Below are 16,925 nucleotides of genomic sequence, written 5' to 3' on the forward strand. Positions count from 1 at the left end.
TGCTCAATGTTATCGTTATTGGTCTTTTGTGTTGCTTTGTATGGCAAAGTATGAATGATGATTTTTCAGTAAGTTATTAAAAAAGGAGGCGTTAGCCTCCTTTGTTCTATTGATTACGTATTGGTAACAAACTAGTAACCTTGTTGTCGTTTGCGCTTTTCGCCGACCACGCTACGTACCATTTTGCCAAACTGTTTGTTCTGCGCTCGCTGTTTTGCAAGTGTTGCACCATTATGAGCTTGCTCGCGTAATAACTTTTGATAGTTAGTAAAGCGGCGCGAATCCAATGAACCACCTTCAATCGCGGCTTGAACTGCACATCCAGGTTCGGTTTGATGTTGGCAATCATTGAATCGGCAGTCTTCTGCTAGCGCTTCAATATCAGCAAAGGTTTCGCTGACCCCTGTTTCACTATCTGCCAACTGGATCTCACGCATTCCTGGTGTATCCATGAGGATTGCACCAGAGGGCAGTAGATGGATTGAACGAGAGGTCGTAGTGTGTCGACCTTTGCTGTCATCTTCACGAATACCACCGGTCGCTTGTTCTTGCTCGCCAAGTAGAGTGTTCACTAAGGTGGACTTTCCTACTCCTGAAGAGCCGATGAACGCGACGGTTTGACCTTCGCCGCACCAACTCATCAACGTAGCAACGCTCGATTCGTCCAGACCATTCACGCTTTCCACCATAAGCAGCGGATCGAGTTTTTGTACTTGAGCCTTGAGTGCGTCAGCATCCTCGCATAAGTCTGCTTTCGTTAGCACAATAACAGGTTCGACGTCGGCTTCATTAACGAGTGATAAGTAACGTTCAATGCGGCTCAGGTTAAAGTCGTGGTTGAGTGAACAAACGATAAATACTGTGTCTATGTTGGCGGCGATAAGCTGCTCAGCGACCTTGCTACCTGCGGCTTTACGGCTAAATAAGCTGCGACGCTCGAGTAAACGAGAGAACTGCTGCTGGTGGTTTAATATTACCCAATCGCCAACGGTCATGCTGGGTAGTGATGTTTGGATAGGTAAGTGAGTTTCGCCTTGCTCGCTAACCACAACGTAACCACTACGATGGTGAGCAATCACTCGCGCGAAAAGCGTGTTCTCGTAATCGTCTAACGTCAGTTGTTGTTGAAAAAATGGTTTCCAACCTAATCGCTTTAATGGGTTAGGCTGAGTTAGTAGTGTTTCACAAAAAGAATGTGTTTTATTCATTGTTGAATTATCCCAGACGCAACAAAGCGCCTTAATACAAATCGCATTAGGGTCTAATTCGCATAGAGCTGACCCCGGTGAAAACCGGGCAAAGAAGGGAGGAGTTGTGGCTTAGCCACGAGAAAAAAGTTGGACGTTTACCCTTTCACTGCCCAGTTAGTGTTATTCATTACAATCATCATATTTCCTCTTAGTTGGTGAGTTAACGGCCGGAGTATAGCGGCAGTAATTCGATTCTTACAACTCCTTTGCGTTTTATATGTGTTTTATTCGACGTTCTTCCATCTCTTGTGAATAGGTGTTGGCTTTTACGCCGTAGATGATTTGAATATGCCGCTCATCGATGATCACCACGCCATGTGCCCCGTGTGCTTTCAATGCTTTTTGATTCACGATAGAGGTGTCTTTTAGAGTTAGGCGTAATCTTGTCGCGCAAGCACCGGTTTCCACCAAGTTATCCATGCCACCGATAGCGTCAATGATGGTGTCGACGTCTTGTACTAGATTTGGATTCACTTGTGTCAGCATTTTGAAGACGCGAGAAAGGGCTTTTAACATGGCGAGAAACTCGTTTGGCAGCAAAGCCTTGTTTATATCTCAGCGATGGCTGCTTCGCGCTGATTTAGGACATAAAACTTTGCATTGATTACTCTGTAAGATGGTTTTTGATAGCTGTTTAGGGAAAAGATAGAGGAATAAAAAAGCTCCTCACGTTGGAGGAGCTTTGAATTGATTTTCCGATCAACAATTAATGGTGATGTTCGTGCTTTTTCATTCCCGCCATGACTTTTTTGACCGGTGCGGTAAAGCTTTGCTTTTGGCCGTTGTCGTAAGTCACTGTCACTTCGATTTCGTCGCCTTCATTAAGCGGCTTTTTAAGGTCGAATAGCATGATATGCAGGCTGCCCGGTTTTAGCTCGGTAGTCTCTTTTGCCGCTAGTGTGATGTGGTCTACTTGACGCATCTGCATCACATCGCCTTCTTTAATCACATCGTGTAGCTCGACTTTTCCTGCTGCTGGGGTTTCCGCTGCAACGATATTGATGTCTTCTTGGCTTCGGTTAGCAAAGGTCACAAACACAGCGCTAGTGACAGCACCTGGCGCCATTGCTCGTGCATAGGGCTCATGTGGCATCACGTTGAGATTTGCTTGCGCCAAAGGGCTTAGAAGTAGGGCGGAGAGTGCCAACGTTTTGATTGCATGCTTAGCTTTCATTGGTTTTTCCTTCTGCAGTCAGTTTGGTTATTGCCTCGACAATTGGCGCAGGCGTTAAGGTATGCGGCACTTTGGTGATGAGTGTGCCGTCAGGCTTCAAGAAATAGAAGTAAGAGCTGTGGTCGAGTGTGTATTTGAGCTCCGAGCCTTCAAGCTCTGTTTTACGGAAAATGACACCGTACTTATGAGCAAGTGGGGTGGTCACATCAAGTGGCGCTGACAGACCTTCAATCATTGGGTGGAAGTAATGGGCGTACTTAGCGGATGCATCTGCTTCGTCGCGTTCTGGATCAAGTGAGATGAACATCGGACGCAACTGTGCTTTTTGTGCATCGTCGATTTGGTTGAGAGCGCCTGCTAGCATGGCTAATGAGGTTGGGCATACGTCTGGGCAACGCGTAAAGCCAAAGTAAACAATACGAATTCGGTTATCGCTGGTGTCGAAGATATCGACAGGTTTATCGCCTTCGCCAAACAGCACGCTTTGTTCGGTAGCGACTTGTTGCGGTTTTTTCTCTACCTCTTTTTGGCCGTCTAGATACGTTTTAGTACCGAAGCCGAGGACGAAAGCAACCACGAGAAAAAGAGACCAATTACGGCTCATAGTTATTCCTTATCTTTGCATTTTGAGGGCTGGGTAGATGGTGTCTTTACCGTCGGAAAGCTCACCAACCCACGTCATTGAATCTTGTGTACAAACGGGCAATGTCACGTCGCCCACAAATTTACCCGGCGCCACTTTCTTCAGCATGAATTTTGGCTCGCCCATTTCCATTTCTCGACCAACCAAACTTAATACGAGCTGATCCGCTTCGCTGTCTTGCCATTCGACTTCGAGCTGAGCTGGGATCAGAGGTTGAGCAGTATCGACGCTAAGCGTCATCGCAACATCATTTTGGATGCAAGGTTCAGTAGAGAGGAAACAGTATTCATCGAGCGACTTAGGCTCGGGCGCTGAAGAGAAGTTTTTGAACAGGGTAGGCGCGTAAAAGCCAGCAACCAGTGCAACGGCTATCCCTGCGATTTGTAACACTTTCATTAAGATTCAGTATTTATCACTTAACATTGCCAGCATCCTAGCACAGATGGGATGTAGGAAAACTCGTAACTTCAACAAATTGTGCACTATCCCGATCTATTTGAAACTTATCGTTTGTGAAGCGTAAACAAAAAAAGCGGAGCCAATGGCTCCGCTTCCTAAATGATTAAACAGTGATTTTGCTCTACTTGTTTGAATCTGCAAACTTCTCTAAACCAAGCACCAGCGCGATAGCGGCTAGCATCATGATCACAGCTAACACCAGTTGTGATGGCTGAGATGTGATGTGCTCAAACTCAAACGGTGATAGGTTTTGCTCTAGCAATGGTACTTGTTCACCTTTCGAGTTTGTACGCCATGTTAGCGTCTCTTTCCAAGGCCAGATCTTTGGTAGCGTACCGATCATCAAGCCTGTAAGGAACATCAGAGTGACATCGCGGAACTTGCGGAGTAACCAAGATAACAGATGAGAGAAAGACAACAGACCGACCACACAGCCAACAAGGAACAGTGCAAGGATATCAATTTGGAAACCTTTCACTGCGCCTAAAACAGGTGCGTACATGCCAATCAACAGCAGAATAAAGCTACCTGAGATGCCCGGTAGAATCATCGCACAGATTGCGATGGCACCAGCAAAAATGGTGTTGATCGCCGTTGGTTCCATATGAAGTGGTTTTAGCACCGTGATGCTGTAAGCAAAGCCAACACCAATTAATAGTGCGACAAAGCGAATCGCATCGCGCTTTTCTACTTGGCGAATGATGTGGTAAACCGACACCAAAATCAGGCCAAAGAAGAATGACCAAATCGGAATTGGATGGGTCTCTAGTAACCAACTGATCAGTTTGGCCAGAGTTGCGATGCTGGTGAAGATGCCTGCAAACAATGAAATCAGGAAGAAGCCGTTAATGTGGCTAAATGCGGCTTTGAAGCCATCTTTTTTCCAAATCGAGAAAAGTGATGGGTTAATACGTCGAATGCTTTCTAGCAGCGTGTCGTAAATGCCGGTAATGAATGCAATGGTGCCGCCTGATACGCCAGGGACAACATCAGCTGCACCCATAGCCATTCCTTTAAAGTAGGTGATTAGATAGTTCATTTCTCAAGTACTAAGTCATGTTGATGGCAGTGAGTATACAAACATTGATGTCAAAAAAGTATGAAATAGTGCTGCTGAAGATATCGAAATGATTGCTTATCAGAACATCTCGGGTGAAGTTGCGGGTTTCAACAAACCAAAACAGGCAGATAAGCGAGATTGGACGACAAAGGCGTTGAAATATAAAAATCGACAAATGGTATAAATTGCCTAGGACAAACGATAATTTTGGTGAATTTTGCTAATTGATGATTTATTTATCACTTATGTGACCAGTTTGCGTCTTGCAATTGCGCTTTGCATTTTGGTTTTGCATAATGCAAAAGTGGAGGGTGTAACAAGATTTGATATGAGATCTTGTGCCCAAAAATAGTGCTTTTCAAACTGGCATGATTAATGCATAATTCTTTTCGACCCTTCTTAAGCCGAGGGTCACCTAGCCAACTGACGTTGTTAGTGAATACACATTGTTCACAAAATACATAAGCCAATCGCCCTAATTGCGGTTGGCTATTTTTTTGTTTGTAATATACCCAAGTGACTTCAAGATGCAGGATTCAGAGCGTTGTCATTGATTCGAGGGCAAGGAAAACAACGCCGTGCAATAGCTAGCTCTTTCCAAGTTGTTTGACGCAGCAATCGGGTCAATGACACGCTCCCGAAGGGCGAGTTGCCTTGGCTCGTATACTTTGTTGTCGATTCTTGATTTAGATCCACTAGACCTTTAAATCGCCGCCGCGTCTACAAACCAAGTCATTCTCGCTGAACCTAGCATCTCGAGGTTACTTGGGTATATATGTACAACGTTTCCTACGTGCTTTGCAATTTGCACTTTTCAACGATTAATTAGTCATAAAAAAGGGCTGACGCATAACGCCAACCCTTGTGCTCACCACTTATATTTACTCAATCCAATCAGTAACCCATTAGTTGCAATAAGTTTTCCGCTGTCACGATCGCTTCCTTACGGTTGGCAATGTTGAGCTTCTGGTACAAGTTACGAATGTGAGTCTTAATCGTTGTGCCTGCGACATCCAGCTCTTGCGCGATTTGCTCGTTGCTAAAGCCAGAGTAAATCAGGCCAAGTACTTGCCATTCGCGTTGAGTCAGTGGGCTAGTACGAACCAATTCCGGTACATTCGGGTGATTGACTAGCTTCTCGATAAAGTCTTCATCGAAGTGAATAGAACGGCTGCGTTGGTTAGATGAAATGTCTTTCATCAACTGTTGCGCACGATGGCGTTCTAGATCGCCCAATTCATGACGCAAGCTCAGCTTCTCTAGCAGACCACCAATGGTTGCGCCGTCAGTTAAGAAGTTACCTACCATGCCTGTCTGATTTGTCATGACCAGTGCTTCTTTCAGCAGTGTTTTGGCTTGCTCTTCGTCTTTCTGGCGTGCTGCCAAGATGGCTTCTACAACCAAGTTACGGTTCGTATCCGTCACCAAATTCGTACGGCGAGCTTCGCTTTGTAAAAAGTCCAGTGCTTCGCGCGCTTCATCATACTGACCAAGGTTGATATGAGCACGAGCAATATTACGCCATTGCAACTGTTGGAAGTGGTTACATGCCGATTCAGGACGGACGGCGGTGTTCAACCATTCTTGAATCGCTTCTGTATTGCCGCGCGCTTGCCAGAATAAGATCAGAGAAAGTGAGGCATTTGCTGTCCAGTCAACGTGGTAAGTGGATTGCTTCATCAGATGTTGGATATGTTCGATGAATTTGCCAGCTTTATCCAACTCACCACGGCCAATGGCAATGCGAGCCAACATTGAGTAGCTGTGTAAGTGTTTACTTGGTGAGTGGTTTTCTAGGATTTGCAGGCCTTTGTACGCACATTCTTCCGCTTCATCCAAACGGTTCCAGCACCACAATACCTGCGCACGAATACGTAACAAGAACTCATGAAGAGGAACGTGTTGAAGTTGCTGATCTTCAATCAGACGGAAGCCTGAATCTTGCAGTTCAAACGCTGCTTGAACGTAGCCTTGGGCGATCATGATTTCGCTTTGCTGCAAGATTGCCCACAACGCTTGGTGGTAAACCTGATACTGGCGCGCCAGTTTTTCGGTTTGCTGCATCATTGGCAATGCGCGATCCAGTTTGCCTAATACGTGGTTAACTTCGCCGACGACCGACGTAGCCACAATACGGCTGCGGTATACGGTTGGGTCAAGCTGACTTAAGGCAAGCTCGGCAAGCTCCAATGCGTGCTCTGGTTGGTTGCTGTTGATCGCGACCTGAGCGAGTAGGGCATTTGCTTGGCCTTGATAGCCAGAATCGATCTCAATATTACGCTTTTTGTGCTCTTCTTCTGCTTCTGCTAGCAGTTTGCCTACTTGGTTATAGCGGTGTTGACTCTGCGCTAGCCAAGCTCGCAACATCGATAATTTCGGATGGCTGAACAGCAGATCTTTATCAAGTTGGTTGATGGCCGACTCTAGGGTTGTCAACTCGCCTTGGTTGAACATCTTCCAGCCGAACTCATTCAAAATTTCTACGATCAGATCGGTGTCGTTGGACTTTTGGGCGTGATGAATCGCTTGATGAGGGGCTTTTTGTTTAAGCCAAGCAACCGCTGCATTGCGATGTAGGTCTTTTTCTTGTTGAGGAATGCGAGCAAGGCGCTCATGAGACAAGAACTCACCAAATAGGTTATGGAAGCGGAACCAGTTTTGCTCACCTTCTAATGGATAGATAAACAAGCCGAAGCGGTTGAGTGATTCAATCATGCCTAGCGCGTCTTCACGCTGAGTCAGGGCAAACACGAGCTCGTCGTTGAAGTGGTCAAGCACTGACACTTGCATCAAGAAATGACGAGTTTCTTGGTCGAGAAGGTCAAAGACTTCCTCTACGAGGTAATCCCACAGATGCGCGTGGTTAAACTGAGACACCGATTCTACGGTTTGTGCCAGTGTGCGGTTCTGGTGCTGCGCCTGCAGTGCGATTAGCTGTAGTGCAGATGGCCAGCCCTCTACGTAAGTGCGCAGGTTATTGGCCATATCTTCATCGATGCCATCGGCAATGCGTTGGTTAAAGAAACGAGTGGTTTCTTCGGTATCGAACGCCAACATTTCGTTGCCGATTTCAATCATCAGATCACGGACGCGAAGGTTCGCAGTACCCAATGGTGGCGCCGCACGGCTAGTGACCACCACAGTCAGGTTGTCTGGCATGTGCTTTAAGAAGAAGCGCATTGACTCGTGAATTTCGTCGTTAGTGATCAAATGGTAGTCATCTAAAACGACATAGCACTCGTGCTGAAAATCCGCCATCTCAGCGAAAACTTCGCTGAATAAAGAGCGTAAAGAAGAGAACTGACGTTTCTCAGCCAATTTTTGTGCGTTGGAACAGTTGTAGTTGGTCGCTTTGTTTAAAGCTTGCAGTAAATAGTTGACGAAGCGAAACCCATCGTTGTCACTGTCATCGATGCTGTACCAACCCACATTCGGTTTATCTGATAGCCACTGTGCTGCCATGGTGGTTTTCCCGTAACCAGCTGGCGAGCGAAACAGTACCAGTTTGTAGTAAGGCGCTTGTTGTAGTAAGTCCAATACTCGCGGGCGGACGATCGCATTATGCAAGCGGCCAGGGCGAGTAAGTTTTGATGGAATCCACATTATTAATTCTGTCCTTAAATTTTTTAAGCTAGCGAAACTAGAAATTGACTCACACCACTAAATTCTAGTTTGTATAAAAAGTGTACAAGCTTGCGAGTCGTTGTGGATGTTACGACATCAGAAATGCCTCTTACTTTGATCCACTTCCTAATTCTCGAGAGTTGATGTAAATGCCATCAACTACGCCCTTTATTTGTGATTTTGGTCACTTAAAAGCCGGTGGTATTGATCCCATGTAGAAAGAGTTGCACATCTATTAAGGAGAAATTATCAATGTTAAAAGAAGTAATGTGATCGATAAGACAGTTTTTACAATGGAGTGAGAAGGGTGAATAAAAAACGTCATGAACAAATTTTAATCTTTCCATTAGGTGGCTGTGATCCGAATCACTAAGAATCGGACGATAGGCTGCTGTGTTGCGATTTAGATCACTAAGTTTGCAAGCTTACGCCCTCTACGCCCTACCCCCTCCTCCTTGTGGGGAGGACAAATGGGAGGATGTTTATTCACAGAGGGAAATGCACGATGTATGGCAGATGAATTACTAAAAGACGTGAGAATTTCTTAATGAAACCTACTCAACAGAAACAATTTGACAAGAAGTCGTTCCAAGAAAGCGTGAAGAAACATCTATCTGTAACTTACGCTCACACGATTGAAAATGCAGATAGCCGCGCATGGTACCTAGCAATGGGTCGCGCACTGGCTGAATTTACGACTTGTGATTTGCTTGCTACTGAAGCGGACGCTCGCATCCAAAAAGCGAAAAGCGTTAACTACCTTTCACTAGAATTCCTTATCGGTCGTTTGACGGGTAACAACCTGATCAGCATGGGGCTTTACGAAGAGATCACTGAAGCAATGGCTGAACTAGGTCACAATCTAACAGACCTGCTAGAAGAAGAACGCGATCCATCATTGGGTAACGGTGGTCTAGGTCGTCTAGCCGCTTGTTTCATGGATTCATGTGCAGCTCAAGAATTCCCAACCGTAGGTTATGGCCTTCACTACGAATACGGTCTATTTAAGCAGTCGTTCAAAGACGGCCGCCAACAAGAAGCACCAGACGCATGGCGCGGTGTGGAGGGTTACCCTTGGGAAATCGCTCGCCCTGAGCTTGCGCAAGAAATCGGCTTCTACGGTCATGTTGAAGTGGTCAATGAAAACGGTAAAGAAGTTCGTAAATGGGTTCCTGGCATGTCTGTAAAAGCAATGCCTTGGGATCTACCTATCGTAGGTTACGAATCAGACACGGTTTACCCTCTACGTCTTTGGGAATGTCAGGCAATTGCACCATTCTCACTAGAAAGCTTTAACAACGGTGATTACTTCGAAGCTCAGCACGCGCTGATCGACGCAGGTAACATCACTAAAGTGCTTTACCCGAACGACAACCACGAAAAAGGTAAAACACTGCGTCTAATGCAACAGTACTTCCACTCAGCAGCGTCTGTACGCGACATCCTACGTCGCCACGAAGCAGCAGGTTACTCGCTAGCGGATCTACCTAAGCAAGAGACAATCCAGCTTAACGATACGCACCCAACAATTGCTATCCCTGAGCTAATGCGCATCCTAGTGGACGAAAAAGGTCTTACTTGGGAAGCGGCTTGGGAAATCAGTTCTCAGACATTCGCGTACACTAACCACACGCTACTTCCAGAAGCACTAGAGACATGGCCAGAGTCGCTAATCCAGCGTCTACTTCCACGTCACATGGAAATCATTTTTGAAATCAACCACCGCTTCCTACAAGAAGTTCGTAAGATGTGGCCTGGTGACGGTGAGAAGCAAGCGAAGCTTTCTATCATCCAAGAAGGTTTCAACCGCATGGTTCGCATGGCTAACCTATGTGTCATCGGTTCTTACGCGGTAAACGGCGTAGCAGCACTTCACTCTGAATTGGTTAAGAAAGATCTATTCCCAGAGTTCCACGAGATGTACCCAACTCGTCTACACAACGTAACGAACGGCATCACGCCACGTCGTTGGTTGAAGTTCTGTAACCCAGGTCTTTCTAAGCTAATCACTGAGAAAATTGGTCCAGAATGGCCAGCGAAACTAGAGCAGCTAGAAGGCATCGCAAAATACGCAACAGACGCGAAATTCCAAAAAGAATTCATGGCTGTTAAGAAAGAGAACAAAGAGCGCCTAGCTAACTGGGTGAAAGAGAACATGGGTATCGAACTAGATACTAATGCTATCTTCGATGTTCAAATCAAGCGTCTACACGAGTACAAGCGTCAGCACCTAGATCTGCTGCACATTCTGTCTCTATACCACCGTATCCTGAACGAACCAGGTTTCGAGTGTGAGCCACGCGTATGTTTCTTCGCAGCGAAAGCAGCACCGGGTTACCACCTAGCGAAAGAGATTATGTTCGCAGTGAACAAGGTTGCAGAGAAGATCAACAACGATCCTCGCATCGGAAACAAACTGAAAGTGGTATTCATCCCTGACTACCGCGTGAGCATGGCTGAGATCATCATCCCTGCGGCAGACGTTTCACAACAAATCTCGCTAGCGGGTAAAGAAGCATCTGGTACAGGTAACATGAAGATGGCTCTTAACGGTGCCCTAACTATCGGTACGATGGATGGTGCTAACGTTGAGATTCGTGAAGAAGTGGGCGACGAGAACATTTACATCTTCGGTCTTGATGTTGAAGGCGTGAAAGCGGTTAAAGCAGCTGGCTACAACCCTTACGACTACTACAACGCAGATCACCTACTGAAAGCGTCTCTAGACCTACTAACAGGTGACGAGTTTACGCCAGGTCAACCAGGCCTACTACGCGCTACATTCGATAGCCTACTCGATGGCGGTGACCCATACCTATGTCTTGCTGACTTCGCATCTTATGTGAAAGCGCATGAAGAAATGGGCAAACAATACAAAGACCAAGCAGGCTGGGCTAAGAAAGCGATTCTTAACACTGCCCTAGTTGGTAAGTTCACATCAGACCGCTCTATCCGCGACTACGTGAACAACATCTGGAAACTTGAAGCGGTGAAACGTTAATAGAACCCAGTTAAGACCAAGGTAGCCGAGCGCTACCTTTGGTCATTTTCAAAGATTAGTTATTGATAACAATAAAACCCTACATGGAAGGTGTTGGTATTACCTTCGGAGAAAGCGATGAAAGAACAAACAGCATTAAAGAAAGTCGCAGACATGGCGCGATTAGCTGATAGCTACGTCAGCGCGTGGGGAGACGAGGCAAAAGTTTCTGAAGAAACACTGCGCCGCTTGCTCACTTCACTTGGCTACGATACTAGCAGCGATGAGAAGCTATTGGCTTCTGCTGAGAAAAAACATAAGAAAGACGTACTAGCCCCTGTTCTTGTTTTACGCGACGGCGAACCAGTCGAAGTGGAACTAAACCTAGGTACGAGTGCTCGCGAGAGCGAATTTAGCTGGCGTTTAGAAACAGAACAAGGAGAGGTACTTGAAGGCTATCTTCAGTCGCAAATTGTTCGTGATGAACGAGCTGAGGGTGGCCCTCTAGTGTTTGCATTGCCAAAGAACTTGGCATGGGGTTACCACAAACTGATCATCAGCCGTAAGCGTCGCAAGACCCCTTACGAAATGTCGCTGATCATCACACCTAAAGCGTGTTTCAAACAAGAAGACCTAAACCAACACAAAAAGCTATGGGGCCCAAGCATCCAGCTTTACACACTGCGTACTCAGCACAACTGGGGTATTGGTGACTTCGGTGATCTGAAGCAGTTGGTGAGTGACATCGCATCTCGTGGCGGTGACTTCATTGGTTTGAACCCGATTCACTCATTGTTCCCAGCGAACCCAGAAGGTGCGAGCCCATACAGCCCGTCTTCTCGTCGTTGGTTGAATATCATGTACATCGACGTAAGCTCTGTGCCTGAATTCGCGCTGAGTGCAGAAGCACAACAACGCGTTGGCAGCGCTGAATTCCAACAACGTCTACAAAAAGCACGTGAATCACATTGGGTGAACTACACAGAAGTGTCTGAGCTTAAGATGAGCATTCTTCCGCTGCTATTTAGCGAGTTTAAAGCGCGTCATCTAGACAAGAACACAGACCGTGCTCGTGCATTCCTTGAGTTTGTAGAACTTGGTGGCGAGAGCCTGCTTCACCAAGCGGCATTCGATGCGCTACACGGTGAACTGCACGCTGAAGATTCAAGCGTTTGGGGTTGGCCAGTATTCCCTGAGAAGTTCCGCACGTTCGATGCGGCGGCAACTCAAAAGTACATTAAAGATAACTCAGCCCGCGTTCACCTGTACATGTACCTACAGTGGCTTGCAGACGACCAAATCAAAGAAGCGCAGGCTCTTGCTGAAGAAAAAGGCATGACGGTTGGTTTGTACCGCGATCTTGCGGTTGGTGTTGCGGATTCCGGCAGCGAGACTTGGGCGGATGACGGCGCGTTAGTATTGGATGCGAGCATCGGTGCGCCACCAGATATCCTTGGTCCACTAGGCCAAAACTGGGGTCTACCACCGCTAAACCCACAAGTGTTGGAAGCAACAGGGTACGACGCGTACATCAAGCTACTGCGTGCCAACATGAAACACTGTGGTGCGCTGCGTATCGACCACGTTCTTGGCCTGCTTCGTTTATGGTGGATTCCAAAAGGTGAGAAAGCGACAGAAGGTGCTTACCTGTATTACCCAGTTGAAGACATGCTGGCAATCCTAGCACTTGAGTCTCACCGTCATCAGTGTTCTGTAATCGGTGAAGACTTAGGTACTGTGCCAGATGAAATCGTGGATATCCTACGTGACGCAGGCGTTCACTCATACAAAGTGTTCTTCTTCGAAACATCAAAAGACGACGGCGGCTTTATTTCTCCGAAGCACTACGCTGAGCAGTCTATGGCGGCATTGTGTACGCACGATATGCCAACCCTCCGTGGTTTCTGGCACTGTGATGACTTGAAGATGGGGCGTGAGATCGGTCTGTACCCAGACGAGCAACAACTAGAAGGTCTGTTTGAGGATCGTTTGAAGTGTAAGCAAGGTATCCTAGACAGCGTTCGTTGGCACGGTTACCTACCAGAAGGCATCGGCCATGATGCGCAATACGTACCAATGGATTCTTACCTAAGTGAAGCATTGCAGTTGCATGTGGCTGCGGGTGATTCAGCACTACTGAGTGTTCAGCTTGAAGACTGGCTAGAGATGGACCAACCGGTCAACATTCCTGGCACGGTAGATGAGTATCCAAACTGGCGTCGTAAACTGTCGATGAACCTTGATGAAATCTTCAGCCGTGAAGACGTTAACCGTATTTCTAAGCGCTTGACTGAAGTGCGCGCGAAAGCGAGCAAATAAGGTGGCATGAGTGATGTAGGAATCCGCGAATTTAATTGCGCTGAGGTACGAAAGTACAGCCTAGGTCACTCATTAAATCGGCACAATCCGTTAGGATGGAGTACCGTTATTATGCCCGCAACAATAGCGGGCATTTTTGTTTTTTGACGCTATTTTATTCATCTCTTGGATAGAGTGCGGCTTTTTATAATTGTGTGAATTCACAACGTTTGGCTGAGGAAATCCGATGTTCAAAAACCATAAGGAGAATATCGGGGCTAGGGAGAAAGAATTGAAAACCAAGGTAAAGAAAAAACACGAACGCGCTTACCAATTATTAGCTGAGGCGGCTTACTCAGACCCATTTGCGTCACTTGGTCCATTCATTGATGACGGCGAAGGATCGTTACGCGTTTGGATGCCAGGTGCAGACAAAGTTGAATTGGTTATCAGCGGCGAACCTCGAATTGAGCTAGATCGTGAAGATGAAAGCGGCTTCATCTTAAAAGACAAGCGTGACTTGCATCTAACGCATTACCAACTTGCAGTCGACTGGAATGGTGTAGAGCAGCTCATCGACGACCCTTACCAATACCACAACATTTATCAAGAATACGAACATCTACACACACCAAAAGACATGTACCGCTACATGGGTTCACAGTTTGTGACCATCGAGCGCGGTGGTGAAAACATCTCTGGTGTTCGTTTCCTTGTTTATGCGCCTCATGCATCTGCTATCAGCCTAGTGGGTAGCTTTAACCAGTGGGATGGCCGTCGTCATCCAATGCAACGCCTAGATTACGGTATTTGGGGCCTATTCATTCCTGGTTTGGAAGAGGGCGTACAATACAAATTTGAACTCAAAGGTCCAAATGGGGAAGGTCTTCCTCATAAACAAGACCCTTGGGGCTTCTACTCTGAACAATACCCGTCATTCGCGTCGATCACATACGATCACAACCGTTACCAATGGCAAGATGCGAAATGGCAAAACCGCCCAGTGACGCAGAAACGTGATGAAGCGTTGTCTTTCTACGAACTGCACGCGGGTTCCTGGAAGCGCAACGCAGACGGCGATTTCCTAAACTACCGTGAGCTGGCCGCTGAGTTAGTACCTTACCTTGTAGACATGGGCTACACCCACGTTGAACTGATGCCAGTTTCTGAACATCCGTTCTTTGGCTCTTGGGGTTACCAACCTGTAGGGTTGTTTGCGCCGACGAGTCGCTACGGCTCTCCAGATGATTTCAAGTTCTTCGTTGATGCGTGTCACCAAGCTGGTTTGGGTGTGGTATTGGATTGGGTACCTGCGCACTTCCCATCGGATGATCATGGCTTAGCGAATTTTGATGGTACGCCTCTGTTCCACGATCCAGACCCTCGCCGTGGTTGGCACCAAGACTGGAACTCTTACATCTACGATCTAGGTCGTGAGCATGTGCGCCGTTTCCTTGTGTCTAACGCGCTTTACTGGTTTGAGCAATTCCATATTGATGGTATCCGTGTGGACGCTGTCGCGTCGATGCTCTACCTAGACTACTCACGCAGTCACGATCAGTGGATTCCAAATGTGGACGGCGGTAACGAGAACTACGATGCGATCGCAACGCTGAAGTGGATGAACGAAGAAGTGTACAAGCACTTCCCGAATGCAATGACCATTGCAGAAGAATCGACGGCATTCCCGGGTGTATCTGCGCCGACCTTTATGGGCGGTTTGGGCTTCGGCTTTAAGTGGAATATGGGTTGGATGCACGACAGTCTTTCTTACATCCAAGAAGATCCTATTCATCGCAAATACCACCACAATACCATCACATTCCCGCTTGTTTACGCACACAGCGAGAACTATGTACTGTCGTTATCTCATGATGAAGTGGTGTACGGCAAAGGCTCTATCCATAACAAGATGCCGGGTGATGAGTGGCAACAAACGGCGAACTTACGTGCTTACTACGGTTACATGTATGGTCAACCAGGTAAGAAGCTAAACTTCATGGGGGCAGAGCTTGGTCAGACCGCAGAATGGAACCACGACGATCAGTTGCAATGGTTCTTACTAGAATTTGGTCGTCACCAAGGCGTGCAAGCGCTGATTCGAGACTTGAACCATTTGTACCGTGACGAAGCGGCGATGCACGATCAAGATTGTGTGCCTGCTGGCTTTGAATGGCGTCTACAAGATGAAGCGGAAGCAAGTATCCTTGCGCACGAGCGTATTAGTCAAGATGGTGAACGCGTATTAGTGATTAGCAACTTTACGCCAGTGCCGCATGAACATTTCCGTTTGGGTGTGCCGATGGAAGGTAAGTACGAACTTCTGCTTAACACGGACGATGCGAAATACGACGGCAGCGGTTTTGATGTGCTAAACAGCGTAGAAACGCAAGAAGTAGAAAGTGAGTCACTACCTCAATCTCTAGAGTTGCGTTTGCCACCTCTATCAACGGTATTCTACAAGCTGATTAAATAATTGCCTTTAATCAGATACTAAGCCCGGTTTACAATGTAAATCGGGCTTTTTTTAACCAATTTTTGACGTTGTAACCTTGTTGTTCTACCTTGAATCAGGCAATCTTCGCTCCCATTTGATTAAACGGCCACACATAGAGATTCATCAGTGGCGTATCCCTTACTCTGGCTAGGCAAATAAAGCATGCTGAAAAGACTGAAGTCGTTTCTATTCAAAATTTCATTAGTTTTGTTACTGACTCCTGTGTTGTTGGTAGGTTTCGTCAAGTATGTAAATCCGCCACTGTGGGGATGGAAGATCAGTCGTATGATCTCGCCACCAGAAGGATATCCAGCAACTAGCCAACAAGAATGGGTGCCACTGTCTGAGATTTCAAAAAACATCCAACTAGCAGTAATGGCAACGGAAGATCAGAAGTTTCCTCATCATTATGGAGTGGACTTTGATTCGTTATTTTCCGTTATCTCACAAGCCGGTGAGAACGGACCTTCTCGCGGCGCAAGCACGATTACTCAGCAAACTGCAAAGAACGTATTTCTATTTCCTTCACACTCTTATGTGCGCAAAGCGTACGAGCTCTATTTTGCCCTGTTGATGGAAGCGATGTGGAGTAAAGAACGCATTCTCGAAGTGTATTTGAATGTGGTGGAGTTTGGTCCCGGTATCTACGGTATCGAGGCGGCTGCGCAAAACTATTACGGCATTCATGCAAGCCAATTGACCCAATGGCAAGCGGCGAGGTTAGCGGTGGTTCTGCCGAACCCTTACAAGATCAAAGTGTATCCGCACACTAATTACACCCAACACCGCACCAATTGGGCTCTGACTCAAATGCGTAACCTAGGTAATGTTGAGTTGTAAGTGTCTCTTTTTTATCGTTTATCCCACATACTTAAATAGAACTACGCCCCAATAAAAGCAAACTGTGAAGCGCCACAAGGTTTGGGGCGTAGGCATATAG

At 46.7% G+C, this 16,925-nt stretch carries 11 protein-coding genes; 4 read left to right on the top strand and 7 right to left on the bottom strand.

All coding sequences use genetic code 11. The features are described from left to right. Positions 1–131: 131 nt before the first annotated feature. From rsgA to malT, 7 genes are all read right to left on the bottom strand, one after another. Positions 132–1,208 carry a ribosome small subunit-dependent GTPase A gene (gene rsgA / locus KIO97_RS04250; RefSeq protein WP_285381146.1) on the bottom strand — a complete coding sequence of 359 codons (1,077 nt, stop codon included), beginning with the start codon at positions 1,206–1,208 and terminating at the stop codon, positions 132–134. 255 nt (positions 1,209–1,463) lie between these two features. Next, positions 1,464–1,766 (bottom strand): PTS glucose/sucrose transporter subunit IIB, encoded by a 303-nt coding sequence (locus tag KIO97_RS04255; protein WP_285381148.1) that lies wholly within the window; start codon positions 1,764–1,766, stop codon positions 1,464–1,466. Positions 1,767–1,956: 190 nt separating this feature from the next. Next, positions 1,957–2,424, bottom strand: coding sequence for a copper chaperone PCu(A)C (locus KIO97_RS04260; RefSeq protein ID WP_285381150.1), 468 nt, complete (start codon positions 2,422–2,424; stop codon positions 1,957–1,959). After that, entirely contained in the window at positions 2,414–3,028 is a 615-nt protein-coding gene (locus KIO97_RS04265) for an SCO family protein (protein WP_134977329.1), read from the bottom strand. The genes KIO97_RS04260 and KIO97_RS04265 overlap by 11 nt, the downstream gene beginning before the upstream one ends. Before the next feature lie 9 nt (positions 3,029–3,037). After that, complete coding sequence (locus KIO97_RS04270; protein ID WP_045454079.1) at positions 3,038–3,463, bottom strand: hypothetical protein; 426 nt, start codon at positions 3,461–3,463, stop codon at positions 3,038–3,040. Positions 3,464–3,647: 184 nt separating this feature from the next. Then, on the bottom strand, positions 3,648–4,565 hold the full coding sequence (locus KIO97_RS04275) for a DUF368 domain-containing protein (protein WP_285381152.1): 918 nt from the start codon (positions 4,563–4,565) through the stop codon (positions 3,648–3,650). 915 nt (positions 4,566–5,480) lie between these two features. After that, on the bottom strand, positions 5,481–8,189 hold the full coding sequence (gene malT, locus KIO97_RS04280; RefSeq protein ID WP_005429257.1) for an HTH-type transcriptional regulator MalT: 2,709 nt from the start codon (positions 8,187–8,189) through the stop codon (positions 5,481–5,483). A 568-nt stretch (positions 8,190–8,757) separates the two neighbouring features. Here malT and KIO97_RS04285 point away from each other — a divergent pair. The 4 genes from KIO97_RS04285 (at position 8,758) to mtgA (ending at position 16,825) form a co-directional block, all read left to right on the top strand. Then, complete coding sequence (locus KIO97_RS04285) at positions 8,758–11,211, top strand: glycogen/starch/alpha-glucan phosphorylase (RefSeq protein ID WP_285381153.1); 2,454 nt, start codon at positions 8,758–8,760, stop codon at positions 11,209–11,211. A 117-nt stretch (positions 11,212–11,328) separates the two neighbouring features. Continuing rightward, positions 11,329–13,509 carry a 4-alpha-glucanotransferase gene (malQ, locus tag KIO97_RS04290; protein WP_285381155.1) on the top strand — a complete coding sequence of 727 codons (2,181 nt, stop codon included), beginning with the start codon at positions 11,329–11,331 and terminating at the stop codon, positions 13,507–13,509. A 226-nt stretch (positions 13,510–13,735) separates the two neighbouring features. Continuing rightward, positions 13,736–15,964, top strand: coding sequence for a 1,4-alpha-glucan branching protein GlgB (glgB, locus tag KIO97_RS04295; RefSeq protein ID WP_285381156.1), 2,229 nt, complete (start codon positions 13,736–13,738; stop codon positions 15,962–15,964). Positions 15,965–16,147: 183 nt separating this feature from the next. Further along, the gene (gene mtgA, locus KIO97_RS04300; RefSeq protein ID WP_285381158.1) at positions 16,148–16,825 is read left to right on the top strand and encodes a monofunctional biosynthetic peptidoglycan transglycosylase; all 678 of its coding nucleotides are present in this window, start codon (positions 16,148–16,150) and stop codon (positions 16,823–16,825) included. Positions 16,826–16,925: the final 100 nt, after the last annotated feature.

Origin of the sequence: Vibrio sp. B181a (assembly GCF_030248375.1) — a bacterium.
Taxonomy (GTDB): Bacteria; Pseudomonadota; Gammaproteobacteria; order Enterobacterales; family Vibrionaceae; genus Vibrio; species Vibrio campbellii.